The following is a 24,480-nucleotide window of genomic DNA, read 5'->3' as shown; positions in this document are numbered from 1 at the left end:
ATGACCGTTGCCTCAGTGCTTGGCGATGGTCGCCTCCAGCCCCAGGTAATCGAGCAGGATGCGCCCGCTCTCTGTCAGATAGGCATCGTCTTCCGGCTTGGTCTTCTCTGGCTCGACAGGGCTGGCGTCTTCATCTTCCGCCTTGATTTCCTTGAGCAATTCCTCGCCCTTGGCCTTGCGCTTGGTATTCTCCAGGGCCAGTTGACGCTTCTCGATATCGGCGTGCTGGGCGCGGCGTTTTTCCTCGTTGAGGCTGACGCTGGTCTCGGCCATCAGCTCCTGGGTCAGCGCCAGGCGCTCGCGAGTGAAGACGAAGTCCGGATCGTTTGCCGTGCGCGATTCGTGGCGGGCTTTGAGCTCAGCCAGGAAAGGTTTGTAGGGGTTGCTGTCCGGGCGCACGGCCGGTTTGATGCTGTCCCAGGGCATGGCCTCGGGCAGGGCGCTCTCGCCGATTTCCTGGGTGTCGACGATGTTCGGGTAGGCGATATCCGGCAGTACGCCCTGGTGCTGCGTGCTCTGCCCGGAAACCCGGTAGAACTTGGCCAGGGTCAGCTTCAGCTCGCCATGGTTGAGCGGCTGGATGGTCTGTACCGTACCCTTGCCGAAGGTCTGGCCCCCGAGGATCAGGGCACGATGGTAGTCCTGCATGGCGCCGGCGAAGATTTCCGAGGCGGAGGCGGACAGGCGATCCACCAGCACTGCCAGCGGGCCGCTGTAGAACACGCCGGGTTCCTCGTCGGCCAGGACGTCGACGCGGCCGTCGCTATTGCGCACCAGTACGGTCGGGCCCTGGTCGATGAACAGGCCGGTCAGCTCGGTGGCTTCCTGCAGGGAGCCGCCGCCGTTGTCGCGCAGGTCGATGACCACGCCGTCGACTTTTTCCTGCTTCAGCTCGCCGAGCAGGCGTTTCACGTCGCGGGTGGTGCTCTTGTAGTTCGGGTCCTGGGCGCGGTAGGCCTTGAAGTCGAGGTAGAAGGCCGGAACCTTGATCACCCCGAGTTTGTACTCACGGCCTTCGTGCTGCAGCTTGAGTACCGACTTTTGCGCCGCCTGTTCCTCCAGCTTGACCGCCTCGCGAACGATGGTGACCACCTTGCTGGTCAGGTCGCTCGGCGCGTTGCTGGCAGGGATTACCTCCAGGCGCACCTTGGAGCCTTTCGGGCCGCGGATCAGCTTGACCACTTCGTCCAGGCGCCAGCCGATCACGTCGACCATTTCCTTGTCGCCCTGGGCCACGCCGATGATCTTGTCGGCCGGGGCGATCAGCTTGCTTTTCTCAGCCGGGCCAGCCGGCACCAGGCGTACGACCTTGACGTACTCGTTGTCGTTTTGCAGGACGGCACCGATGCCTTCCAGCGACAGACTCATGTTGATGTCGAAGTTTTCCGCGTTGTCCGGGGAGAGGTAGTTGGTGTGCGGGTCGTAGGTCTGCGCGAAGGCGTTGATGTAGGCCTGGAACACGTCTTCGCCACGGGTCTGCGCCAGACGCTTGCGCTGATTCTTGTAGCGCTTTTGCAGCAGCTCCTGAATGTCCTTGGGCTCCTTGCCGGCGATCTTCAGGCGCAGTACTTCGTCCTTGACGCGCTTGCGCCAGAGGTCATCCAGTTCGGCGTTGTTCTTGGCCCAGGGGGCCTTTTCGCGATCCACCAGCAGGTTCTCGTCGATGCTGAAGTCGATCTTGTCGACCCCCTTGGCGAGCAGTGCGTCGACGTAGTCGAGACGCTCTTCGGAGCGCTGCAGGTAGGTGCGGTAGATGATGAAGCCTGGCTCCAGGTCGCCACCCTTGAGCAGGTCGTCGAAGCGCTTGCTCCAGCGGTCGAACTTCTCGATGTCGGTCGCCGTGAAATAGCTGCGCGCCGGGTCGAGCATCTGCAGGTAGCCCTCGTAGATTTTCTGCGAGCGGGCATCGTCCAGTGGCGGCTTGTTGTAGTGGTGGCGCTTGAGCAGCTCGACCACATTGAGGCTGGCGATCACCTGTTCGCGATCCGGCTGCAGGTAGGCCCAGTTCTCGGCAGCGGCCTTGGCGGCGGCGGGCAGGGCATTGAACCCAAGCAGCAGGGCAAGGGCGGTGGCGGGGATAAGTCTCTGCATGGTGGTTCGACGCGAAGGCAGGTGATAACGCATATTAGGCCGTCTAGTAGGGCGCCGGTTCCGTTGGAGCCGAGCGGCAAAATGCAAAAACCCGGAGTTCGGTGGCGCAAGCCGCGCGCCGTCTACGCCGGGGTCTCATTCACTATGGAGGCAGCATGAAGGCATTGCAAGGCGTTGAAGGGCAGTTGGAATGGGTGGAGCGGTCGCTTTCTGCCTGCGATGTGGGGCAGATCCGCATTCGTGTCGCCGCCGCTGGCCTTAACCGTGCGGATCTGCTGCAACGCGCCGGCCACTATCCGCCGCCGCCAGGGGCCAGCGATACGCTCGGCCTGGAATGCTCCGGGGTTGTGGTCGAGGCTGGTGCCGGTAGCCAGTGGCAGGTGGGTGAGCGGGTTTGCGCGCTGCTGGCGGGTGGCGGCATGGCCGAGGAGGTGCTGGTAGACGCGCGCCATGCGCTGCCGGTGCCGGAGGGTGTGTCCCTGGTCGAGGCTGCGGCGCTGCCAGAGGTGTATGCGACCGCCTGGCTCAACCTGTTCCAGCTGGCGGCGCTCAAACCCGGCGAGAAGGTGCTGCTGCACGCTGGCGCCAGCGGTGTGGGCTCTGCCGCGATCCAGCTGTGCAAGGCCTTCGGCAACCCCTGCTGGGTCAGCGTCGGTTCGGCCGAGCGCCTGGCCTACTGTGAGGCGCTGGGTGCCCAGGGCGGGGCGATTCGCAGTGAGGATCTGCAAAGTCTGCGCGACTTCGGTCCCTTCGATGCGATTCTCGATCCGGTCGGGGCCAGTTATGCCGACCTCAACCTGCAACTGCTGGCCCGTGACGGACGCTGGGTGTGCATCGGCTTGATGGGTGGCAGCAAGGCGCAGCTGGACATGGCGCTGCTGCTGGGCAAGCGTATCCAGCTGATCGGCTCGACCCTGCGCAACCGCGACGAGCAGTTCAAGGCCGAGCTGATGGCGGATTTGCAGCACCACGTCTGGCCGCTGTTCGGCGAAGGTCGATTGAAGCCGCAGCTGGAGCGTGCCTACGCGGCCAAGGACGCCGAAGCGGCCTTCGCCGCGCTGGCCAGCAATCAGGTCAGTGGCAAGCTGGTGCTGCAGTTCGACGATAGCCTGGTCTGAGTTAACGCCAGTGCAGGATGTCCCAGCCCTCGCGCTGCGCATGCTCGCGCAGCGTGGGATCGGGATTGACCGCATGCGGGTGCGGCACCTGCGCCAGCAACGGCAGGTCGTTGCGTGAATCCGAGTAGAAATGCGCCCCCTCCAGGGTTTCTCCCTCGGCCTGCAGCCAGGCGTCGAGGCGGGTGACCTTGCCTTCGCGGTAGGTCAGTACGCCCTGGGTGCGACCGCTGTAGCTGCCGTGTTGCAGCTCGCAGTCGATGGCCAGCACCTCTTCCACGCCCAGGCGCTCGCCGATGGCGCTGACCAGGAAGTGCGCCGAGGCGGAGATGATCAGCAGGCGATCGCCGGCGGCGCGGTGGCTGGCCAGGCAGCGCATGGCGTCGCTGTAGATGATCGGCTCGATCACGTCCTCGACGAAGGGTTCGACGACGAAGGCCACTTCCTCCGGTGTACGCCCGACCAGCGGCGACAGGGTGAAGGCCATGTAATCCTCCATGGCCAGCCGGCCCTGGGAATAGAGGGTCATCAGCTCCTGTTCGCGGGTCAGGAAGCTGTCGCGGTCGACCCACTGCAGGTCGACCATGTGCTCGGCCCACAGCGAGGCGCAGTCGCCGTGGATCAGGGTTTCGTCGAGATCGAAGATTGCCAGGGCCATCAGGCCACCTCCCGGATTGCGTTGGCGTCGATGGACAGGCCGATGCACTGGCCCTTGCCGATCAGCTCGCCTTCGCTGCGATTGAGTACGTCCACCAGCAGTTCCACGCCGTTGGCCTGTACCCGGTAGCGGATGACGTTGCCCAGCAGGCTGTGGCCGAGCACTTCGGCGGCAATGGCGCCGCTGTCGTGCAACTGGATGGCCTCGGGACGGATGGCGATGCGGCTGTGCACCGGGCGCAGCAGCAGGCGGCTGGCGGCGTCGGCGTCGAGCAGGTTGTAGTTGCCGATGAAGCCGGCGGCGAAGGCATCCACCGGGGCTGTATAGAGGGATTCCGCATTGCCGCTCTGGACGATCTTGCCGGCGTTCATCAGGAAGATGCGGTCGCTCATGGTCAGCGCTTCTTCCTGGTCGTGGGTGACGAAGATGGTGGTCAGACCCAGCTCCTGCTGAATGGCGCGGATCTGCTCGCGCAGATGCTTGCGGATGCGCGCATCCAGCGCCGACAGCGGCTCGTCGAGCAGCAACAGGCGCGGACGGGTGACCAGCGAGCGCGCCAGGGCCACGCGCTGGCACTGGCCGCCGGAGAGCTGGTGCGGGTAGCGCGCGGCGAACTCGTGCAGTTCCACCAGGCGCAGCACTTCGTCGACGCGCTGGGCGGTTTCGTCCTTGGCGACCTTCTGCATGCGCAGGCCGAAGGCGACGTTCTGCGCCACCGTCATGTTGGGGAACAGCGCATAGCTCTGGAACACCATGCCGATGCCGCGCTTTTGTGGCGCCAGCGGCACCAGGTCCTGCTCGCCGAGGAGGATCTGCCCGCCGTCGACTTCGGTCAGACCAGCGATGCAGCGCAGCAGGGTGGATTTGCCGCAGCCGGAGGGGCCGAGCAGGGTGACGAATTCGCCCTGTTCGATCTCGCAGTTGATGTCGCTGAAGATCGAGGTGCTGCCGTAGCTTTTGTGCAGATTACGGATGGAAAGGTAACTCATGCCTTGTCCTTATTCAGGCGCGTGGCCGCCCAGGTGAAGACCAGTACGAAGAAGAAGTAGGAGATGACTAGCGCGCTGTTGAAGTGCCCGCTGCTGTTGCGCATGTTGTTCAGGTACACCTGCAGGGTTTCGTAGCGGGTGCCGACCAGCAGGTTGGCGAATACGAACTCGCCGAACAGGAAGCTGAAGGAGAGGAACAGCGAGACCATCAGGCCGTTGCGCAGGTTGGGCAGCACCACCAGGAAGGCGGCCTTCCAGGTGCTGGCGCCGAGCAGGTGAGCGGCGTCCATCAGGTCGCGCAGGTTGATCGCCTGCAGGTTGTTGGTGATGGCGCGGTACATGAACGGCAGGGCCACGGTGAAGTAGCAGCCGATCAATATCCACGGCGTGCCGACCATCGCCAGTGGCCCGGAGCCATAAACCTGCAGCAGGCCCACCGAGGACACCACCGGAGGCACGGCGAACGGCAGGAGGATGAGGATGTTCATCACCCCGTCCAGCTTGGGGAAGTGGTAATGCACCACGAACAGCAACGGCAGGATCAATAGCGCCGACAGGGCCAGAGCGCCGAAACAGACCAGCAGCGACTGGCCGAAGGCGTTCAGAAAGCGGCTGTCGCTCCACAGCGCCAGGTACCACTTGAGGGTCAGGCCGTCCGGCAGGATGGTCGCGCCCCAGCTGGTGGACAGCGAGTAGAGCAGGGTCGCCGCCAGCGGCAATAGCAGGATCAGAAAAAGTAGCCAGACCACGATGCGGTGATAGAGGGCGGCGGGTTTGCTTTCAGCGCGCATCGTGATAGCTCCTGCGCAGCAGCCACTGGTGCACGACGGTGATCAGCGCCATCAGGCCGACCAGCACCATAGCCAGGGCACTGGCCAGGTTGGGGTCGAGGCTGATGTCGCCGGCGACCAGGCCGGCGATGCGGATCGGCATCACGTTGAAGTTGCCGGTGGTCAGGTAATAGACGGTGGCGTAGGCGCCGAGGGCGTTGGCCAGCAGGATGACGAAGGTGCCGAGCAGCGCCGGGGTCAGCACTGGCAGGCCGATGTGGCGCCAGAAATCCCAGGTGCCGGCGCCGAGCAACTGGGCCGACTCGCGCCAGTCCTGGCGCAGAGCGTCGAAGGCCGGGTAGAGCAGCAGCACGCCCAGGGGAATCTGGAAGTAGGTGTAAAGCACGATCAGGCCGGTCTTGGAGTAGAGGTTGAAGTCCTCAATCACCCCGGCCTGCTTGAGCAGCAGGGTCAGTGCGCCATTGAAGCCGAGCAGGATGATGAAGGCAAAGGCCAACGGCACGCCGGCGAAGTTGCTGGTCATGTTGGAGAAGGCCATGACGAAGTCGCGCAGCTTGGAGTCCACCTGGCGCAGCGAGTAGCTGCCGAGGATGGCGATGACGATGCCGAACAGGCTGGACCAGAAGGCGATCTGCAGGCTGTGCTTGATCGCCTGCAGGTAGAACTTGGACGAGAAGATTTTCTGGAAGTTGGCCAGGCTCCAGCTGTCGCCGACGATCAGGCTGTTGATCGCCACCCACAGCAGTGGGGCGATCTGGAAGGCGAAGAAAAAGAGGGCGAAGGGCAGCAGGCAGAGCAGGGGCAGCCATTTGCCGCGTAATGCAGGCATCACTTGAGCAGTTCCTTGCACAGGGTTTTGTCGTGGGGCGCGCCGAGCAGGGCGCAAAGGGTGCCGCACAGCTCGGTCTGGCGCGGTGCAGCTTCTGGATCGAGGCTGAAGGCATCGCCCAATACCAGCAGCGGCACTTCGCGTTCCTCGGGCAGCAGGCCGTTGTGCGAGCGGTCGGCGTTCATGCCGTGGTCGGCGGTCACCAGCACCTGGTAGCCGGCATCCAGCCAGCGCTGCAGGTAGTCGGCGAGGATCACGTCGGCGCGCCGGGCGGCGTTGCGGTATTCGGGCGACTGGCCGCCGTGGCGATGGCCGGCGTCGTCGATGTTCATCGGGTGCACCAGGAGGAAGTCCGGGCTGTGCGCCAGGCGCAGGCTCTCGGCATCGGCGAACAGGTGCGAATCCGGGTAATGGTCGGCCCAGTAGAACAGGCCCTGCTGGATCGGCAGGCTGCTGTCGCAGGTCAGGCGATCGCGGGCGCTGACGAAGGGCGCGCGGTTATACAGCTCGCTGACCCAGTGGTAGGCCGCGGCGGCGGTGGAGAGGCCGGCTGCGCGGGCGTAGTGGAACACGCTGCGCTGATTGGACAGGCGCACCACGTCGTTGTGCACCACGCCGCTGTCGATCGGTGCGACGCCGGTGAGGATGCATTCGTAGAGCGGGCGCGACAGCGCCGGCAGTTCGCATTCCAGCTTGTACAGCTGGGCGCGGCCAGCGTTGCGATAGGCGTACAGATGGCCCAGGGCGTGGCTGGCGACCTCGAAGTTGAGGCCGTCGAGCAGTACCAGGATGACTTTGTGCTTCATCGGGAATTCCTTGGTGAGTGCGGGGCCGGCAGACCCCGCATCACGATTACTGCATTTCGATGATCACGTTTTCCTGCCACTGCTGCGGCAGGGCCTTGGACGTGGCTTCCCAGGCGGCGGCATCCTTGATCGGCTGGACCTTGGCGTACTGCTCGTTGGGCAGCAGCTTGGCCTGCACCTCGGCTGGCAGGGTCAGGTGCTCGGCACGGATCGGCCGGGCGTTGCCCTTGGCCAGGTTGATCTGGCCGGCGTCGGAGAGGATGTACTCACGGGCCAGCTTGGCCGCGTTGGGGTGCTTGGCGTACTTGTTGATGATGGTGGTGTAGCCGGAAATCACCGAGCCGTCGGACGGGATTAGCACTTCGAAGCGGCTCGGGTCGATCTGGTCGCGGTAGGACAGGCCGTTGAAGTCCCATACCACACCGACTTCCACTTCACCCTTTTCCAGGGTCTGGATGGTCGGGTTGGACAGCGACAGGCGGCCCTGCTTGGCGATTTCGGCGAAGAAGTCCAGACCCGGCTGGATGTTCTTCTCGTCACCGCCGTTGGCGATGGCGGCGGCCAGCACGCCGTTGACCGCCTGGGCGGCAGCGCTGACGTCACCGATGGCGACCTTGTACTTGCCCTGTTTCAGCTCGGCCCAGGACTTGGGCACTTCCTTGACCAGATTCTTGTTGACGATGAAGGCGATGGAGCCGGTATAGGCCAGCATCCAGTGGCCGTCCTGATCCTTGGCCCAGGCCGGGATCTGCTCCCAGGTGCTTGGCTTGTACGGCTGGGTCACGCCCTTCTGCACGGCGATGGGGCCGAAGGCGGCGCCAACGTCGCCGATATCGGCAGTGGCGTTGTCCTTCTCGGCGTCGAACTTGGCGATTTCCTGCGCCGAGCTCATGTCGGTGTCCATATGCTTGAGGCCATACAGCTTGTTCAGGTCGGCCCAGGTGTCTTTCCAGTTGGCCCAGCTGTCGGGCATGCCGACACTGTTGACTTCGCCCTCGGCACGGGCGGCTTGTTCCAGCGCTTTCAAATCCTCATTGGCCATGGCCTGGTTACCCAGAATGACGGCCGATCCCAGCAGTGAAGCCAGCAGCAGGCGTTTCATGTGGTGCTCCTTGTCAGGTGAAAGGTTGGTCTAGATCAGCAAGACCCAGGCCAAATCTAGTAGCCTTCTGTGACGCTTTTATGGCGAATACGCGGCGATCTTCGTTCTTCGCGTGCCGCAGGAAAGCGTAGACCATGGCCAAGTGACTGATTTATCTGGAGGGTTCCAGGTGCTGTGGCACAGGGCATGCAGGCATCAGCGAGCATCGTCTGGCTGTCATCTGAGAGTCATCTAGGCTGCCTAGCATGGCCAGTTCAGGCACTGCTTTGGTGCTGGTCTATTCCAGAAGGGAGATTTGCATGCGCGAAGAAGCGCCGCGTACCGTGACTGCCATCTGCCGTGCCCTGCAGGAGCAGATCGACCACGGCCTGTTGCCTCAGGGCGGCAAGCTGCCGGCCGAGCGCAAGCTCAGCGAGCTGTTCGAGACTACCCGTATCACCCTGCGCGAGGCGCTGGGCCAGCTGGAGTCCGAGGGCTTGATCTACCGCGAGGAGCGCCGCGGCTGGTTCGTTTCACCGCGCCGGCTGGACTACAACCCGCTGGGGCGCAGCCACTATCACGCCATGGTGCGCGAGCAGGGGCGGGTGCCGTCTACCGAGCTGATCAGTGCGCGCAGCATGCCGGCGCCAGCGGATATTTGCGCACGCCTGGGGCTGCCGGCACTGTCCTCGGTGCTGCAGATCCGCAGGGTGCGGCGCATCGACGGGCGGCTGGTGCTGTATGTCGAGCACTACCTCAATCCGGCCTATTTCCCCGGCATTCTCGATAACGACCTGACCACTTCGCTGACCGAGATGTATGAGCGCCAGTACGACATTCATTACGGGCGGGTGGCTTTCGACATCCTGCCCACGGCACTGCCGGCCGAGGCGGCGTTCAACCTCAAGGCGGCAGCGGGCAGCCCGGGGCTGTGCATCACCCGGGTCAACCGCGACCAGCGCGGGCGGATCATCGATTGCGATGTGGAGTACTGGCGCCACGACGCGGTACGGGTACGGGTGGAAGTGCCGGATTGAGGGGGCTGATTCCCCTCTCCCTGTGGGAGAGGGGGCCAGATTTCACGCCAGCTCGGCGCTGGCGTAGAAGGCGCTGAGCACTTTCACCAGATGGGCCAGGTCCTGGCTGCCGGCCAGCTCGCGAATCGAGTGCATGGCGAAGGTTGGCAGGCCGATATCCACGGTGCGCACGCCCAGCTGGCTGGCGGTGATCGGGCCGATGGTCGAGCCGCAGCCCATGTCGCTGCGCACCACGAAGCTCTGCACCGGCACCTCCTCGGCCAGGCACAGGTGGCGGAAGAAGCCGGCGGTTTCGCTGTTGGTGGCGTAGCGCTGGTTGCTGTTGACCTTGATCACCGGGCCGGCGTTAAGTTTGGGGCCGTGGTTGGCGTCGTGTTTGTCGGGGTAGTTGGGGTGCACGCCATGGGCGTTGTCGGCCGAGACCAGCAGCGACTTCTGGATGCAGCGCACGAAATCTTCACCTTCCGGCAGTACGCGGCGCAGCACCTGTTCGAGGAAGGGACCGTCGGCGCCGCAGGCCGAGCAGGAGCCGATTTCCTCGTGGTCGGTGCACACCAGCACGCAGCTTTCCTCACCTTCTGCTGACAGCAGGGCCTGCAGGCCGGCGTAGCAGGACAGCAGGTTGTCCAGGCGCGCGCCGGCGATGAATTCCTGGTTGAGGCCGATCACGGCGGCGCTCTGCGTGTCGTAGAAGCTCAGTTCGTAATCCAGCACCGCGTCGGCGCTGACGCCATGTTCCTCGGCAAGACGCTCGGTGAGCAGGGCGCGGAAGTCGGCTTTCTCGTCGCCCAAGACCTGGGCCAGGATCGGTGGCAGTTCGGTCTGCGGGTTGATCGCCCAGCCCTGGTTGGCCTCGCGGTTGAGGTGGATGGCCAGGTTGGGAATCACCGCGATGGGCTGCTGGAAGTCGATCAGCAGGCTCTGCACCTTGCCGCTCTCGCGGAAGGTGACACGGCCGGCCAGTGACAGGTCGCGGTCGAACCAGGGGGCGAGCAGGGCGCCGCCGTAGACTTCCACGCCGAGCTGGAAAAAGCCCTGGCGCTGCAGTTCCGGTTGCGGCTTGACGCGCAGGCAGGGGCTGTCGGTATGCGCGCCGACCAGGCGCAGGCCGCCGTCCAGCGGCGCGCGGTTACCCAGTTTGAAGGCGATGATCGAGGAGTCGTTGCGGCTGACGTAGTAACGGCCACCGGGCTCTGTGTGCCAGGGCTCGCGCTCGTCCAGCGGCTTGTAGCCGGCGGCCTGCAGGCGTTGGGCCAGGCTGCGGGTGGCGTGGAAGGGGGTGGGCGAGGCCTTGAGGAAATCGATCAGGCCCTGGTTCAGCTCTGTGCGCATAACGGACTCCGGACAGCGATGCAGCGGAGTTTATCGGATTCGGCCCGATGATTGGCAGGAGAGTCCGGCTGTTGTGCGCCAGGTTTGGCGGGGCAGTCCCGGAGGTCATCCGGTAACTGCCCTGGTGGGCTTCAGCCGACGGTGACCTTGGGCATCTCCGGCATGTTCAGGGTCTGCTCGGCACGTGGGGCGAGGACTTCAGCTTCGCCGTCCACGACTTGCTCATTGTTCTGGTTGAACACCCGGGTGGCGATGCGCACGCGGTTCTTCGGCAGTTTTTCCAGCACTTCCAGCTGCACGGTGAGGGTGTCGCCAAGCTTCACCGGGCGGGTGAATTTGAGCTGCTGGCCCAGGTAGATGGTGCCGGGACCGGGCAGGTTGCAGGCGATGGCCGCACTGATCAGTGCGCCGCTGAACATGCCGTGGGCGATACGTTCCTTGAACATGGTTTCGGCGGCGAAGGTGGCGTCCAGGTGTACCGGGTTGTTGTCGCCGGAGACGGCGGCGAACAGCTGAACGTCGCGTTCATCGACCGTCTTGACCAGGCTGGCCTGCTGGCCGACTGCGAGTTTTTCGTAGGGAATGTTGGTGATCTGGCTCATGGAGCGGTCCTTTCAGGGAGTGGGGCACTGGCGGCTGCGGGCCAGGGCTCGCTCCAGCCAGTCGCGCAGGTAGTGGGTGACCTCGTTGCGGTTGCTCTCATTGAGCAGCTCGTGACGGGCTTCGGGGTAGATCTTCAGTTCGACCTCCTTGAGGCCGGCGGTACGCAAGGCGCCGGCCAGATCGCCCAGGCGTTTGCCAGCGCTGACTGGGTCGTGTGCGCCGCCGATCACCAGCAGCGGCAAGTCGTTATCGATCTGCGCCAGGTTTTCGACGGGGGTGATCTGCTGCAAGCCCTGCATCAGGTCACACCACAGCTGGGTGGTACAGACGAAGCCGCATTGCGGGTCATCGACGTACTTGTCGACTTCGTCCGGGTCGCGGCTGAGCCAATCGAAGGCAGTGCGGTTGGGTTTGAACGCCTTGTTGAAGGAGCCGAAGGAGAGAAAATCGATCAGCTTGCTGCGACCGGTCGGGCCCAGGCGCCAGCGCTCGAAGCGGGCAACCAGTGCTGCGGCCTTGTACACCGGCAGTGGCTGATAGTTGGAGCCAGACAGGATGGCGCCCTGCAGGCTGCAGCTGTGCTGCATCAGGTAGGCCATGCCGATGTAGCTGCCCATGCTGTGGCCGAGCAGGAAGATCGGCGTCTGCGGGTGTTGCTTACGGATATGGTGGTTGAGGCTGGCGAGGTCGCCGACCACCTTGCTCCAGCCGTCCCGCTCGGCGTAGTGGCCCTGGATGCCGCGCTGCGCCGTTTGGCCGTGACCACGCTGGTCGATGGCGTAGACCTCGTAGCCGTTGTCCACCAGCTCACCGGCCAGCCGGGCATAGCGCGCCGAGTGTTCGGCCATGCCGTGCGCGATCATCAGGGCTGCTTTCGGGGGGCGATCCGAGTACCAGCGGGTGAGGTGCAGGGCGGTGCCGTCACTGGCGCCAATCCAGGAGTTTTCTTGTTGCATGGCGGGTCCTTATGCCCGGGGTGTCGCGGCATTGTGCATCGCCGCGCTCATTGCGCAAAGGGCGGTGCCGCGTAGCGTTTGAGGATGCGTGTGTATTCCCCGCTGCCGTGCAGTTCGCGCAGGCCGCGCTCGAAGATGGCGGCCCAGTCTGGTTCACCCTCACGATGACTGGTGAAACCCACTACCAGGGGGATGCGCTCGAGCGCCGGCTCCTGCCACACCAGTCGGCCGCGTAGTTCACTGTCGTTGGCAATCAGGTGCTCGCCGACGATGCGCTCCAGTAGCACCAAATCGAAGCGGCGGGCCGCCAGCTTGCGCAGGTTGCTGATGTCATCAACTGCTTCTTCGGTAATAAGGCCTGAGGTGAGGAGACGCGGCGGGTAGCCATAACCGCGCACGATACCGACCTTGAGCCCACGCAGATCAGCGAGGCTGGAAAAGCGGACGGGATCTTGCTGGCGAGCAAACAGGCCAAGTTGGCTGTAGAACAATGGTCTTGAGGCGATCAGCTGTTCTTCCTTGATCTCCTGTGGCCACAGGGCCAGGGCCCCCTGATAAGTGCCTGCGCGCAACTCGGCGCGCACCCGTGCCCAGGGCAGGAAGTCGATCTGCGGTTGATAGCCCTGACTGGCAAAGGCGCGCCGGGTCAGCTCGACGATGCTGCCACCGCCTTCGAGCCCGCTGGAGCTGTAGGGTGGGTATTCCAGCGTCGCCAGGCGCGGTTCGGCCTGGAGTGGCAGGCAGAGCAGGGCGAGCAGGATCGGCAGGAGCAGGCGGGGCATGGCACGCTCAGCGGGTGATGAACTTCAGGGGCGGTTGACGTTTTGTCGCCAGTCGCATTGCAGCGAAGAATTGCGCAGCTCGCAGGGATGGGCCCGTTTTGGCTGTGGCAAAACCTCGTCAGACCCTAGCTATAGACCAAGGGGCGACGAATCGCTGTAAAGCATGGCAAAGATTCATACGGTCAATTGGCGCGTTCGGCTATTTGCCAGTGGGTGGGGAGCTGCTAAGTTCCGGCACAGCCCGGTCGCACTCGCAGGCGACCGGCCAGCACATTCAGGGCAAGGGGATAACAACAATGCAACCTGATTTCTGGGACGATAAGCGCCCGGCCGGAGTCGCCAACCACATTGATCTGACCGCCTACCGTTCGGTGGTCGAAGTGTTCGAACGATCCTGCAAGAAGTTCGCCGACCGTCCGGCCTTCAGCAACCTCGGGGTCACGCTCAGCTACGCAGAGGTTGAGCGCCAGTCGGCCGCCTTCGGTGCCTGGCTGCAGCAGAACACCGATCTCAAGCCGGGTGACCGCATCGCAGTGCAGATGCCCAACGTGCTGCATTACCCGATAGCGGTGTTCGGCGCCATGCGCGCCGGGCTGATCGTGGTCAACACCAACCCGCTGTACACCGTGCGCGAGATGCGTCATCAGTTCAATGACGCCGGCGTGCGTGCGCTGGTGTACCTCAATACCTTCGGCAAGTCGGTGCAGGAGGTACTGCCCGATACCCAGCTCGAATACCTGATCGAAGCGCGCATGGGCGATTTCATGCCGAGCCTGAAAGGCTGGCTGGTCAATACCGTGGTCAAGAAAGTGAAGAAGATGGTGCCGGATTACCACCTGCCCCAGGCCATCTCCTTCAAGGACGTGCTGCGTGGCGGCAAGGGGCATGCACTGAAACCGGCCCAGGTGGGTCTGGACGATGTGGCGGTGCTGCAATACACCGGCGGTACCACCGGCGTGGCCAAGGGCGCGATGCTCACCCATGGCAACCTGGTGGCCAACATGCAGCAGGTGCACAACTGCATGCAGCAGCTGGGCGACGACGGCCAGCCGCTGATGAAGGAAGGCAGCGAGATCATGATCGCGCCGCTGCCGCTCTATCACATCTATGCCTTCACCGCGAACTGCATGTGCATGATGGTCAGCGGCAACCACAATGTGCTGATCACCAACCCGCGCGACATCCCCGGTTTCGTCAAGGAACTGGGCAAGTGGAAGTTTTCCGCGCTGCTGGGCCTGAACACCCTGTTCGTCGCGCTGATGGACCATCCCGAGTTCAAGAACCTCGATTTCTCCAACTTCAAGCTGACCAACTCCGGCGGCACCGCGCTGGTCAAGGCCACGGCCGAGCGCTGGGAACAGATGACCGGCTGTGCGGTAGTCGAAGGCTACGGTCTGACCGAAACCTCGCCGGTGGCCACCACCAACTGCTATGGCGCGCTGTCGCGGCTGGGCACCGTGGGCATCCCGGTGGCCGGTACCGCACTGAAGGTGATCGACGATAACGGCGTGGAGCTGCCACTGGGCGAGCGTGGTGAGTTGTGCATCAAGGGCCCGCAGGTGATGAAGGGCTACTGGCAGCGCGAGGAAGCTACCGCCGAGGTGCTGGATGCCGAGGGCTGGTTCAAGACCGGTGATATCGCGGTAATCGATCCGGATGGCTATGTGCGCATCGTCGACCGCAAGAAGGACATGATCATCGTCTCCGGTTTCAACGTGTACCCCAATGAGATTGAGGATGTGGTCATGGCCCACCCGAAAGTTGCGGCTTGCGCGGCAATCGGCGTGCCGGACGAGAAGTCCGGCGAGGCGGTCAAGCTGTTCGTGGTACCGCGTGAGGGCGGCGTGACCGTCGATGAGCTCAAGGCCTTCTGCCGGGAGAACTTCACCGGCTACAAGGTCCCCAAGCACATCGTCCTCAAGGATGCGCTGCCGATGACCCCGGTTGGCAAGATCCTTCGCCGCGAGCTGCGCGATATCGCCTGAAGCACGATTCAGGCGACTTCCTTATCCGCTAATCAGGAAGTGACCGGTCGTTAATGATCGGTCATTTTTCTGACCGGGGTGGCCATGTTTGGTGCTAGGCGACCCCCGGCAAAGCTGCTACTCTCGGCACGCTTTGCGCCAGGCCCCACCTCGCGCCAAGGGCAAAACATCACAACAAATAGCCGCCATCATGCGCGGTGTAGACAAGCTGTTGCTCAGGAGTAGGCTTCCATGACCGATAACTTCTGGAAGGACAAATACCCTGTCGGGATCTCCTCCGAAATCGATGCCGACCAGTACCCCAACATCCAGGCCGTACTGAAAGAGTCCTGCCAACGCTTTGCCGATAAGCCTGCTTTCAGCAACATGGGCAAAACCCTGTCCTACGGCGAGCTGTACGAACTCTCTGGCGTTTTCGCCGCCTACCTGCAGAACCACACCGATCTCAAAGCCGGCGATCGCATCGCCGTACAACTGCCCAACGTTCTGCAATACCCGGTCGTGGTGTTCGGCGCCATGCGTGCCGGCATGATCGTGGTCAATACCAACCCGCTGTACACCGCGCGGGAGATGGAACACCAGTTCAACGACTCCGGTGCCAAGGCTCTGGTCTGCCTGGCCAACATGGCCCACCTGGCCGAGGAAGTGCTGCCCAAGACCGGCGTCAAGCACGTCATCGTCACTGAAGTGGGTGATCTGCTGCCCCCGCTCAAGCGCCTGCTGGTCAACGCCGTGGTCAAGCATGTGAAGAAGATGGTGCCGGCGTTCAACCTGCCGCAGGCCGTCAAGCTGAACAAGGCGCTGGCGCTGGGCCGTGGCAAGTCGTTCACCGAGGCCAACCCGAGCAATACCGAGATCGCCGTGCTGCAGTACACCGGCGGCACCACCGGCGTAGCCAAGGGCGCGATGCTGACCCACCGCAACCTGGTGGCCAACATGCTGCAGTCCAAGGCGCTGATGGGCTCCAACCTGGGTGAAGGCTGCGAGATCGTCATCTGCCCGCTGCCGCTGTACCACATCTACGCCTTCACCTTCCATTGCATGGCGATGATGCTGACCGGCAATCACAACATCCTGATCACCAACCCGCGCGACCTGCCGGGCACGGTGAAGGAGCTGTCGAACTGGAAGTTCACTGCTTTCGTCGGCCTCAACACCCTGTTTGTCGCCCTGTGCAACAACGAAGACTTCCGCCGTCTGGATCTGTCCAGCCTGAAGCTGACCCTGTCCGGTGGCATGGCCCTGCAACTCGCCACTGCCGAGCGTTGGAAGGAAGTCACTGGTTGTTCCATCTGTGAAGGCTACGGCATGACCGAGACCAGCCCGGTCGCCACCGTCAACCCGTACCAGAACATCCAGATCGGCACCATCGGCATCCCGGTTCCGTCGACCCTGTGCAAGGTGATCGATGACGAGGGCAACGATCTGCCGCTGGGCGAGCGTGGTGAACTGTGCGTCAAGGGCCCGCAGGTCATGAAGGGTTACTGGCAGCGCCAGGAAGCCACCGATGAAATCCTCAACGACGGCTGGCTGAAGACCGGCGATATCGCCGTGATTCAGGAAGATGGCTACCTGCGCATCGTTGACCGCAAGAAGGACATGATCCTGGTGTCCGGCTTCAACGTGTACCCGAACGAGCTGGAAGACGTGCTCGCCACCCTGCCGGGTGTGCTGCAGTGCGCCGCCATCGGTGTGCCGGACGAGAAGTCGGGTGAGGCGATCAAGGTGTTCATCGTGGTCAAGCCGGGCGAGAGCCTGAGCAAGGACCAGGTGATGGAGCACATGCGCTCCAACCTCACCGGCTACAAGGTGCCGCGCTTCGTCGAGTTCCGCGATGCGCTGCCGACCACCAACGTCGGCAAGATTCTGCGCCGTGAGCTGCGTGACGAGGAGCTGAAGAAACTGGCCGCGGCCTGATCTTCGCTAGCCAGAAAAGGCCCCGCTTCGGCGGGGCTTTTTCGTTTTTGCCTGATGCTCAGCCGTCATGTGCAGTACATGCGGCTGGGCAGTCGGCAGCATGCCCTTGGGGCTGTGCGCGCCCGAGGATCACCCCGGCCGAATATTCTCCCTGCGCAGCTGAACGAACTCATGAGGATGCCGAGGGCCTGCGTATCGGGGGATGCTTGAGTGCGTAGTGGGCTCAGCCTGGAATACTGCGCCGGCGTCAGGTGTGCCAGGTGGGGAGAGGATGCCGGTCAGAACTGCCGTCAGACGCGCCGTGAGTATGAATGACCTGGGGCGTCGCAGAGTCTAGACGGCCAGCACCTCGGCCGACAGCTCGCGCAGGCGTTGTTTGTCTTCCTCAAGGGTCAGTACCGCTTCAGCGCGCTTGAGTGCCAGGCAGGAGTGGCGCTGGGCGTCGGCGCGGTAGCAAGGGTCGAGCAGGGCCAGGGTCAGCAGGGCCTTTTGCAGGCGGATGCACACTTCGATCAGTGCTGCCCCGTCGCGGGCAACGGGCGTGAACAGATCGTCGAACAGGTCTGCCAGGCTGAGGTCCGGGGCATGAATGCGGCTGCAGTCGATGACGCGTTTCGCGTCGGCCTCTGTCTGGGTCCACAGGGCCAGTACGCGCACACTACGACCGAGAATGTCGATGGCGGTACCCGGGTCGTTGACTGCCGGGGACAAGGCGCGCGAGGCGATTTCTGCCAGTACCGCGGCACCGAAACGCGGGTCCTGCTGATAGGAGCGGCGCGTGCCGATGGTGAATGCGCCGCGCAGCCTCTCATCGCTGTCCTCGTCGATGCCCACCACGGCGGCCAGCGCTTCACCGGGCGCGATGAAGCTGCCGGGCACGGCTATCAGGTAGATGGCGCAATTCTCGTTCTGGCTCAGTTCGGCCAGAGCCGGCAGATCGATGTGCTGCACGTAGCCGATCTGTTGCGGGTAGATGCGGCGTGCCTCGCGCGGAATGGCTTCGGCCGAGGCCAGGCGGCTGCCACCCAGATTGGGCAGGCGCAGGCGCTCGACCAGGGCGTTGCAGGTGGCGTTTTCGACTCGGTCGCTGGTTTCGCCCACGCGGCCGAGCTGCGCCAGGTGGTCGACCCAGCGCAGCAGGGCGATGACGATCAGCACGATGACCACCAGGGTGACCAGGAACAGCAGCACACGTCCCTTGCTGCCATAGGCGCCCGTGCTCAGAGCGACGATGCCGACCAGGCTGAACAGAAAGGAGCCGATAAAGGTGCCCAGTGCGTTCTGCGTAATGCTGTCTTCGATGACCAGGGGCGTGGCGCGTGGGGTGACGGTGCTGGTGGCCGCGGAATAGGCGGCCACCATGATGCTCAAGGAGAAGGTGGTCACCGTGAGCATGCTGGTGGCGAGGATGCTGAGGATCTTGTCCACCGCGTCGGCGCCGACGCTGTTGGCCAGGCTATCCGGCACATAGTCCTTGAAGGCCAGGGCCAGCAGGGCACTGACCACGCCGAGCAGGGAAAACAGGCTGGCGCGGAACCACAGGCGCTTGCCGATCTTTCTGATAATCCATTGCCAGCGTGCGGTCATGGGCGGCTCGGCTCAGTCGATGAACCCCGATTCTGCCTGCCCATGCCGGGGATGAACAGGCGCTACAGCTTCAGCTTGCGAATTGCCTTGCCGAGCGCCTCGGCCAGCTCGACCAGTTCGGCGCTGGTACTGGCCGAGGCCTGGGTCTGCTGCACGGTCTGCTCGGTGACGTCGCGGATGCCCACCACCGAACGAGTCATTTCCTCGGCCACCTGGCTCTGCTGCTCGGCGGCCACGGCGATCTGCGTGTTGCTCTCGCGCATCAGGGCCACGGCGCGGGCGATGTCGCCCAGTGCAGCACCGGCGGCGTCGGCTTCCTGCACGCAGTGGTCGGCCTTGTGCGAGCTTTCCTGCATGAACTCAACGGCGTCGCGGCTGGTGGCCTGCAGGTTGCTGATCATGCGGGTGATTTCGTCGGTGGAGTCCTGTACGCGCTTGGCCAGGTTGCGCACTTCGTCGGCGACTACGGCGAAGCCGCGACCCATTTCGCCGGCACGGGCGGCCTCGATGGCAGCGTTGAGGGCGAGCAAATTGGTCTGCTCGGCGATGCCGTGGATGGTCTCGACCATGCTGCCGATGGTGTGGCTGTCATCGGCCAGCTTCTGAATCATCTCGGCGGTCTGCTGTACGCCTTGTGACAGGCTGGCAATGGCCTGGCTGGCGCGGCCCACTACCTGCTGGCCAACGCCGCTGAGGCGATCCGCCTCGGTGGACTGGTCGCGGGTGTCGGCGGCGTGCTGGGCGATGTGGTGCACGGTGGTGGACATCTCGTTGATCGCCGTGGCGGCCAGGTCGGTCTCGCTCTGCTGGCCGAGCATGCCGCTGCGGACCTGCTCCATGCTGCTGGCCAGGCGCCGCGCGCCATCGTCCAGGCTGGCCGCGGCCTGGGCTACGGTGCCGACCACGCGCTGGTAACCGGCCTGCATGGCGTTGAAGGCGCTGGCCATCTGGCCGACTTCGTCACGGCTGTCCAGTTCCACGCGGGCGGCCAGGTCACCGCTGCGCTCGACATGCAGCATCACGTCCTTGAGCTGGTTGAGATGGCTGAGGATAAAGCGGATCAGCAGCTGTGAGGCGCCGAGCAGCAACAGCATCAGCACGAATACGCACAGTGCATAGGCGCCGGCGCGGGCTTCGAACACCTGCCACAGGCTCGGTGCCCTGGCTGGCACGGCGACGCGCTGGCCGCCGACGTCCAGCACCCAAGCACCGATCACCGGCGAATCGCCCCACAGGTCGTCGTGCTGCACATCCACCCAGCCACGGGCGCTGGTGCTCAAACCCAGTGGCGGCGTGCCGCCCGCCGGGAAGGGCAGGGTTTGCGCGTCGCGCGGCAGCTCGCTGCCAACCGGCCAACTGGCCAGCAGGGCGGCGCGGGCCTGAGCCGATGCGCGCGCCTCCTCGGCGCGGCCGCTGTGCTCCTGTTGCATGGCGAACAGCACCAGCAGCAGCGTGGTGGCGAACGCCACCAGGTTGACGGCCCAGAACTTGTACTTCAGCGAGAGATCACGAATCCATGCAGCCATAGTGAGCTTCATCTGCGAGTGAGGAGGTGGCACAAGGCCGCTATCTTGCCTGCGACAATGCGACCGCGGTTGATCGGGGTCAAGCGAAGGTCATCTGTCCGGGTTAGCGGTCGCGCTTGGGCAATCTTTAAGGCGTTTGCGGTGTTGCTTGGGAACAACTTCAGTTGTGGTGACTCTTCGTGAGGCCCCTCGCGACTGAAGTCGCTCCGGCAAAAGCTGCACTTGGCGTTTTCCGGATGCCCGTCTCCGGTTAGGCCCGGCGCCGACAATCTGCGACAATCGCCGCCTTGCCGAATTTGCGCCGCTCCTGCCCGATGACCGATAACCACGCCTCTCTGCTGAAGAACCTCGACCAGGCCATGCAGGCCGACCGTCACCGCCTGCGCCGCCAGCTGCATGAACTGCAGAAGAAGCCCGACGAGGCCAAGCTGGCCCAGTGGCTGGAGCGCTTCCAGGCCTCCTGTGCCAAGGTCGAGGCGCGCCAGCGCAGCATTCCGGCGATCCGCTACGACGACGCCCTGCCGATTGCCGCCAAGCGTGACGAGATCAAGGCTGCGCTGGCCAAGAGCCAGGTGGTGGTAATCGCCGGCGAGACCGGCTCGGGCAAGACCACCCAGTTGCCGAAGATCTGCCTGGAGCTGGGCCGTGGTGTGCATGGGCTGATCGGCCATACCCAGCCGCGCCGCCTGGCCGCGCGCAGCGTCGCCACCCGCGTGGCCGAGGAGATCGGCTCGCCGCTCGGCGAGTTGGTCGGCTACCAGGTGCGCTTCGAGGATCAGAGCAAGGACAGCACGCTGATCAAGCTGATGACCGACGGCATCCTGCTGGCCGAGACCCAGCACGACCGCTTCCTGGAGAAGTACGACACCCTCATCGTCGACGAGGCGCATGAGCGCTCGCTGAACATCGACTTCCTGCTCGGCTACCTGAAGACCCTGCTGCCGCGCCGGCCCGATCTGAAGCTGATCATCACCTCGGCGACCATCGACCTGGAGCGCTTTTCCAAGCACTTCAACGACGCCCCGATCATCGAGGTGTCCGGCCGTACCTACCCGGTGGAAACCTGGTACCGCCCGCTGGCCGCCGAGGTGGACGAGGAGGGCGAGAGCCTGCTCGACGACCTCACCGTCGACCAGGGCATCCTCGCCGCACTGGACGAGATCGCCGCCCACGAACGGGCCGAAGGCAAGCGCCCTGGCGACGTGCTGGTGTTCCTCCCCGGCGAGCGCGAGATCCGCGAGGCCGCCGAGGTGCTGCGCAAGGCCAACCTGCGTTTCACCGAAGTGCTGCCGCTGTACGCACGCCTGACCCCGGCCGAGCAGCAGAAAATCTTCGCGCCGATGGCCGGGCGCAAGATCGTGCTGGCCACCAACGTGGCGGAAACCTCGCTGACCGTGCCGGGCATCCGCTATGTGATCGACTCCGGCACCGCGCGTATCAGCCGCTACAGCTACCGCGCCAAGGTCCAGCGCCTGCCCATCGAGGCCATTTCCCAGGCCAGCGCCAACCAGCGCAAGGGCCGCTGCGGCCGGGTCGAGCCGGGCATCTGCATCCGCCTGTACAGCGAAGAGGACTTCCTCGCCCGCCCCGAATTCACCGATCCGGAAATCCTGCGTACCAACCTGGCGGCGGTGATCCTGCAGATGCTGCACCTGCGCCTGGGCAGCATCGACGATTTCCCCTTTATCGAACCGCCGGATGGCAAGGCCATCAGCGACGGTTTCACCCTGTTGCAGGAGCTGTCGGCGGTCAACCGCGAGGGCCAGCTCACGCCCATTGGCCGCCAGCTGGCGCGCCTGCCCATCGACCCGCGCCTGGGCCGCATGGTGTTGGAGGCGGCCAAGCTCGGCAGCCTCGACGAAATCCTCATCGTCGCCTCGGCGCTGTCGGTGCAGGACCCACGCGAGCGGCCGATGGACCGCCAGCAGGCCGCCGACCAGGCGCATGCGCAGTGGAAGGACGTGGATTCCGACTTCGCGGCGCTGATCAACCTGTGGCGCGGCTTCGAGGAAAAACGCCAGGAGCTGGGCAGCAACCCGCTGCGCAGCTGGTGCAAGAAGAACTTCCTCAACTACCTGCGTCTGCGCGAGTGGCGCGACGCCCACCGCCAGCTGGTGCTGATCGCCCGTGACCTGCAGCTCGGCAATGCTCGTGGGAGCGACTTCAGTCGCGATAAAGGTCAGCAGGCCAATGATCGCGGACAAGGCCCCTCCCACAAGAGCGCGCCCAGCCCGACCAAGGACACCAAGGTCAACGTCATCGTTCGCGAGCAGGCCGAGGCCAGCGAGGCGGCGCAACGGGCCAAGAGCTACGCCGCCGTGCACAAGGCGATTCTCAGCGGCCTGCTTAGCCAGATCGGCCAGAAGACCGAGGATGGCGACTACCTCGGCGCGCGCCAGCGGCGTTTCTGGGTGCACCCATCGTCGGTATTGGGCCGCAAGAAACCGAGCTGGCTGATGACCGCCGAGCTGGTGGAAACCACCAAGCTGTTCGCCCGCATGGTGGCCAAGATCGAGCCGGACTGGATCGAGCCGCTGGCCGGCCACCTGATCAAGAAGAACCACTTTGAACCGCACTGGGAGAAGAAGCGCGGCCAGGTGGTGGCCTACGAGCAGGTCACCCTCTACGGCCTGATCGTGGTCGGTCGTCGCCCGGTGCATTTCGGCCCGGTTGATCCGGTGGCCGCACGCGAGCTGTTTATCCGCGAGGGCCTGGTGCGCGGCGAGATCAACAGCCGCGCAAGGTGCCTGGCGGCCAACCGCGAGCTGCTGGAGAAGCTCGACGAGCTGGAGGCCAAGGCGCGCCGCCGCGACATCCTGGCCGACGAGGAAACCCTCTACGCCTACTACGAGGCGCGCATCCCGGCGGAGATCCACCAGGCCGCCACCTTCGAGCACTGGTACAAGGCCGAGAGCGCGAAGAATCCGCAGCTGCTGATCATGCGCGAGGAAGACGTGCTGGCGCGCGAGGCCAAGGAAGTCACTGCCGCCCAGTACCCGGACATCCTCCAGCTCGGCGAGCTGCAACTGCCGCTGAGCTACCACTTCGAGCCCAATCACCCACGCGACGGCGTGACCCTGCGCGTGCCGGCGCCGCTGTTGCCGCAGTTGCCGACGGATCGGCTGGAATGGCTGGTGCCGGGCCTGATCGAGGCCAAGGCCATTGCCCTGGTGCGCGGCCTGCCCAAGGCCATTCGCAAGAACTTCGTGCCGGTGCCGGACTTCGTCGGCGCGGCGCTTTCCAAGATCGCCTTCGGCCAGGGCTCGCTGCCTGAATCGCTTGGTCGTGAGCTGACCCGCATGACCGGCGCCCGCGTGCCCGAGGAGGCCTGGCGTGATGCGGCTGCGCAGCTGGAAAACCATCTGAAGATGAACCTGGAAGTGGTCGATGCCCGTGGCAAGTTCCTCGGCGAAGGCCGCGACCTGGCTGAACTGACCGCGCGCTTCGCCGAGGCCAGCCAGGCCGCCCTGGCCATCCCGCAGCAGAAGCAGGAGCAGAAGCCGGTTGAGGCCAAGGCCTTCGCCCAGGTCGCCGAGAAGGCCCAGCAGAAGATCGCCGGCCTCTCCATGACCGTGTTCCCGGCGCTGGTGGAAGAGGGGAGCGTGGTTAAGGAAGGGCGCTTCCCGACCCAGGCCGAGGCCGACTTCCAGCACCGCCGCGCGCTGCAGAAACTGTTGCTGCAGCAACTGGCCGAGCCGGCCAAGTACCTGCGTGGCAAGCTGCCGGGGCTCACCGAACTGGGCCTGCTGTACCGCGAAATGGGCCGCTCCGAGGCGCTGGTTGAGGACATCCTGCTGGCCAGCCTGGACGCCTGCATCCTCGACGGCGAAGCCAGTCTGCCCCGTGACGGCGCTGCCCTGGCCGCCCTGGCCGAGAAGAAGCGTGGCGACTGGACGGCGCATGCCGAACGCATCGCCAAGCTCACCCTGGAGATCCTCAAGCTCGCCCACGGCCTGCAGAAGCGCTTCAAGGGCAAGATCGACCTGGCCCAGGCCATGGCGCTCAACGACATCAAGCAGCAGCTGGCCAACCTGGTCTACCCCGGCTTTGTACGCGAGACGCCGGGAGAGTGGCTGAAGGAAATCCCGCGCTATCTCAAGGCCATCGAACAGCGCCTGGACAAAATCGGCGGGCAGCTGCAGCGCGACCGCGTGTGGACTGGCGAACTCAGTGCCGCCTGGGAGCAGTACCAGGCCAGAGCCGCCAAGCACGCCCAGGAGGGCAAGCGCGACGCCGAGCTGGTGCTGTACCGCTGGATGCTGGAGGAGTACCGCGTGTCGCTGTTCGCCCAGCAGCTGGGTACGAAGATGGCGGTGTCAGACAAGCGCCTGAGCAAGCAGTGGAGTCAGGTCGAGGCCTGAGCCGTGCTCATCGCGGGCGGTCGCGAAAGGATCG

The 24,480-nt window shown here is 64.5% G+C and carries 18 protein-coding genes; 5 read left to right on the top strand and 13 right to left on the bottom strand.

Going from position 1 to position 24,480, the window contains the following annotated elements:
- Window positions 1–12: 12 nt before the first annotated feature.
- On the bottom strand, window positions 13–2,091 hold the full coding sequence (locus ACF8C6_RS14535; RefSeq protein WP_392499940.1) for a carboxy terminal-processing peptidase: 2,079 nt from the start codon (window positions 2,089–2,091) through the stop codon (window positions 13–15).
- A 155-nt stretch (window positions 2,092–2,246) separates the two neighbouring features.
- Between ACF8C6_RS14535 and ACF8C6_RS14530 the strand changes: the two genes are divergently transcribed.
- Window positions 2,247–3,209 (top strand): NAD(P)H-quinone oxidoreductase, encoded by a 963-nt coding sequence (locus ACF8C6_RS14530; RefSeq protein ID WP_392499939.1) that lies wholly within the window; start codon window positions 2,247–2,249, stop codon window positions 3,207–3,209.
- 1 nt (window position 3,210) lies between these two features.
- On the opposite strand, the gene ACF8C6_RS14525 is transcribed toward ACF8C6_RS14530, so the two are convergent.
- From ACF8C6_RS14525 to ACF8C6_RS14500, 6 genes are read right to left on the bottom strand one after another with little or no spacing between them, the layout of a single operon-like run.
- Complete coding sequence (locus ACF8C6_RS14525) at window positions 3,211–3,864, bottom strand: HAD family hydrolase (protein WP_392499938.1); 654 nt, start codon at window positions 3,862–3,864, stop codon at window positions 3,211–3,213.
- Window positions 3,864–4,853: an ABC transporter ATP-binding protein gene (locus ACF8C6_RS14520; RefSeq protein ID WP_392499937.1), complete on the bottom strand. Its 990-nt coding sequence runs from the start codon at window positions 4,851–4,853 to the stop codon at window positions 3,864–3,866. The genes ACF8C6_RS14525 and ACF8C6_RS14520 overlap by 1 nt, the downstream gene beginning before the upstream one ends.
- Window positions 4,850–5,644 (bottom strand): ABC transporter permease, encoded by a 795-nt coding sequence (locus tag ACF8C6_RS14515; RefSeq protein WP_392499936.1) that lies wholly within the window; start codon window positions 5,642–5,644, stop codon window positions 4,850–4,852. The genes ACF8C6_RS14520 and ACF8C6_RS14515 overlap by 4 nt, the downstream gene beginning before the upstream one ends.
- Window positions 5,634–6,473, bottom strand: coding sequence for an ABC transporter permease (locus ACF8C6_RS14510; RefSeq protein WP_392499935.1), 840 nt, complete (start codon window positions 6,471–6,473; stop codon window positions 5,634–5,636). Before ACF8C6_RS14510 ends, ACF8C6_RS14515 begins: the two co-directional genes overlap by 11 nt.
- Window positions 6,473–7,279 carry an alkaline phosphatase family protein gene (locus ACF8C6_RS14505; protein WP_392499934.1) on the bottom strand — a complete coding sequence of 269 codons (807 nt, stop codon included), beginning with the start codon at window positions 7,277–7,279 and terminating at the stop codon, window positions 6,473–6,475. The genes ACF8C6_RS14510 and ACF8C6_RS14505 overlap by 1 nt, the downstream gene beginning before the upstream one ends.
- A gap of 46 nt (window positions 7,280–7,325) precedes the next feature.
- Entirely contained in the window at window positions 7,326–8,381 is a 1,056-nt protein-coding gene (locus ACF8C6_RS14500; protein ID WP_392499933.1) for an ABC transporter substrate-binding protein, read from the bottom strand.
- Between the two features lie 299 nt (window positions 8,382–8,680).
- On the opposite strand from ACF8C6_RS14500, the gene ACF8C6_RS14495 reads away from it, so the two are divergent.
- Complete coding sequence (locus ACF8C6_RS14495; protein ID WP_277691257.1) at window positions 8,681–9,397, top strand: UTRA domain-containing protein; 717 nt, start codon at window positions 8,681–8,683, stop codon at window positions 9,395–9,397.
- Between the two features lie 42 nt (window positions 9,398–9,439).
- On the opposite strand, the gene ACF8C6_RS14490 is transcribed toward ACF8C6_RS14495, so the two are convergent.
- The 4 genes from ACF8C6_RS14490 to ACF8C6_RS14475 form a co-directional block, all read right to left on the bottom strand.
- Window positions 9,440–10,729 (bottom strand): M18 family aminopeptidase, encoded by a 1,290-nt coding sequence (locus ACF8C6_RS14490; RefSeq protein WP_392499932.1) that lies wholly within the window; start codon window positions 10,727–10,729, stop codon window positions 9,440–9,442.
- A 131-nt stretch (window positions 10,730–10,860) separates the two neighbouring features.
- Window positions 10,861–11,331, bottom strand: a complete 471-nt coding sequence (locus ACF8C6_RS14485; RefSeq protein ID WP_392499931.1) for a MaoC family dehydratase — start codon at window positions 11,329–11,331, stop codon at window positions 10,861–10,863.
- Window positions 11,332–11,343: 12 nt separating this feature from the next.
- A complete protein-coding gene (locus ACF8C6_RS14480; protein WP_277691260.1) occupies window positions 11,344–12,288 on the bottom strand; it encodes an alpha/beta hydrolase in 945 nt (314 codons plus the stop codon).
- A gap of 47 nt (window positions 12,289–12,335) precedes the next feature.
- Window positions 12,336–13,070, bottom strand: coding sequence for a substrate-binding periplasmic protein (locus ACF8C6_RS14475; RefSeq protein ID WP_392499930.1), 735 nt, complete (start codon window positions 13,068–13,070; stop codon window positions 12,336–12,338).
- A gap of 296 nt (window positions 13,071–13,366) precedes the next feature.
- Here ACF8C6_RS14475 and fadD2 point away from each other — a divergent pair, with 296 nt between their 5' ends.
- Together fadD2 and fadD1 are read left to right on the top strand one after the other, a co-directional pair.
- A complete protein-coding gene (fadD2, locus tag ACF8C6_RS14470) occupies window positions 13,367–15,055 on the top strand; it encodes a long-chain-fatty-acid--CoA ligase FadD2 (protein ID WP_277691262.1) in 1,689 nt (562 codons plus the stop codon).
- 231 nt (window positions 15,056–15,286) lie between these two features.
- A complete protein-coding gene (gene fadD1 / locus ACF8C6_RS14465) occupies window positions 15,287–16,972 on the top strand; it encodes a long-chain-fatty-acid--CoA ligase FadD1 (RefSeq protein WP_392499929.1) in 1,686 nt (561 codons plus the stop codon).
- Between the two features lie 333 nt (window positions 16,973–17,305).
- Here fadD1 and ACF8C6_RS14460 read toward each other — a convergent pair whose 3' ends face one another.
- Both ACF8C6_RS14460 and ACF8C6_RS14455 read right to left on the bottom strand, forming a co-directional pair.
- Window positions 17,306–18,559, bottom strand: coding sequence for a DUF2254 domain-containing protein (locus ACF8C6_RS14460; RefSeq protein WP_392499928.1), 1,254 nt, complete (start codon window positions 18,557–18,559; stop codon window positions 17,306–17,308).
- Window positions 18,560–18,621: 62 nt separating this feature from the next.
- Complete coding sequence (locus ACF8C6_RS14455) at window positions 18,622–20,085, bottom strand: methyl-accepting chemotaxis protein (protein ID WP_392499927.1); 1,464 nt, start codon at window positions 20,083–20,085, stop codon at window positions 18,622–18,624.
- A 314-nt stretch (window positions 20,086–20,399) separates the two neighbouring features.
- Between ACF8C6_RS14455 and hrpA the strand changes: the two genes are divergently transcribed.
- The gene (gene hrpA / locus ACF8C6_RS14450) at window positions 20,400–24,446 is read left to right on the top strand and encodes an ATP-dependent RNA helicase HrpA (protein WP_392499926.1); all 4,047 of its coding nucleotides are present in this window, start codon (window positions 20,400–20,402) and stop codon (window positions 24,444–24,446) included.
- Window positions 24,447–24,480 lie beyond the last annotated feature (34 nt).

The organism is Pseudomonas sp. zbq_18 (assembly GCF_043102245.1).
In the GTDB taxonomy this organism is placed as follows: Bacteria; Pseudomonadota; Gammaproteobacteria; order Pseudomonadales; family Pseudomonadaceae; genus Aquipseudomonas.
This window is presented reverse-complemented; position numbering and strand designations above follow the sequence as displayed.

What these genes read in the sequence shown, in the direction of transcription:
- ACF8C6_RS14520 (WP_392499937.1), bottom strand. Translation starts at nt 4,853, where the DNA reads ATGAGTTACCTTTCCATCCGTAATCTGCACAAAAGCTACGGCAGCACC.
- ACF8C6_RS14485 (WP_392499931.1), bottom strand. Translation starts at nt 11,331, where the DNA reads ATGAGCCAGATCACCAACATTCCCTACGAAAAACTCGCAGTCGGCCAG.
- ACF8C6_RS14535 (WP_392499940.1), bottom strand. Translation starts at nt 2,091, where the DNA reads ATGCAGAGACTTATCCCCGCCACCGCCCTTGCCCTGCTGCTTGGGTTC.
- ACF8C6_RS14530 (WP_392499939.1), top strand. Translation starts at nt 2,247, where the DNA reads ATGAAGGCATTGCAAGGCGTTGAAGGGCAGTTGGAATGGGTGGAGCGG.
- ACF8C6_RS14500 (WP_392499933.1), bottom strand. Translation starts at nt 8,381, where the DNA reads ATGAAACGCCTGCTGCTGGCTTCACTGCTGGGATCGGCCGTCATTCTG.
- ACF8C6_RS14495 (WP_277691257.1), top strand. Translation starts at nt 8,681, where the DNA reads ATGCGCGAAGAAGCGCCGCGTACCGTGACTGCCATCTGCCGTGCCCTG.
- fadD2 (WP_277691262.1), top strand. Translation starts at nt 13,367, where the DNA reads ATGCAACCTGATTTCTGGGACGATAAGCGCCCGGCCGGAGTCGCCAAC.
- hrpA (WP_392499926.1), top strand. Translation starts at nt 20,400, where the DNA reads ATGACCGATAACCACGCCTCTCTGCTGAAGAACCTCGACCAGGCCATG.
- ACF8C6_RS14455 (WP_392499927.1), bottom strand. Translation starts at nt 20,085, where the DNA reads ATGGCTGCATGGATTCGTGATCTCTCGCTGAAGTACAAGTTCTGGGCC.
- ACF8C6_RS14480 (WP_277691260.1), bottom strand. Translation starts at nt 12,288, where the DNA reads ATGCAACAAGAAAACTCCTGGATTGGCGCCAGTGACGGCACCGCCCTG.
- fadD1 (WP_392499929.1), top strand. Translation starts at nt 15,287, where the DNA reads ATGACCGATAACTTCTGGAAGGACAAATACCCTGTCGGGATCTCCTCC.
- ACF8C6_RS14475 (WP_392499930.1), bottom strand. Translation starts at nt 13,070, where the DNA reads ATGCCCCGCCTGCTCCTGCCGATCCTGCTCGCCCTGCTCTGCCTGCCA.
- ACF8C6_RS14460 (WP_392499928.1), bottom strand. Translation starts at nt 18,559, where the DNA reads ATGACCGCACGCTGGCAATGGATTATCAGAAAGATCGGCAAGCGCCTG.
- ACF8C6_RS14515 (WP_392499936.1), bottom strand. Translation starts at nt 5,644, where the DNA reads ATGCGCGCTGAAAGCAAACCCGCCGCCCTCTATCACCGCATCGTGGTC.
- ACF8C6_RS14490 (WP_392499932.1), bottom strand. Translation starts at nt 10,729, where the DNA reads ATGCGCACAGAGCTGAACCAGGGCCTGATCGATTTCCTCAAGGCCTCG.
- ACF8C6_RS14505 (WP_392499934.1), bottom strand. Translation starts at nt 7,279, where the DNA reads ATGAAGCACAAAGTCATCCTGGTACTGCTCGACGGCCTCAACTTCGAG.
- ACF8C6_RS14525 (WP_392499938.1), bottom strand. Translation starts at nt 3,864, where the DNA reads ATGGCCCTGGCAATCTTCGATCTCGACGAAACCCTGATCCACGGCGAC.
- ACF8C6_RS14510 (WP_392499935.1), bottom strand. Translation starts at nt 6,473, where the DNA reads ATGCCTGCATTACGCGGCAAATGGCTGCCCCTGCTCTGCCTGCTGCCC.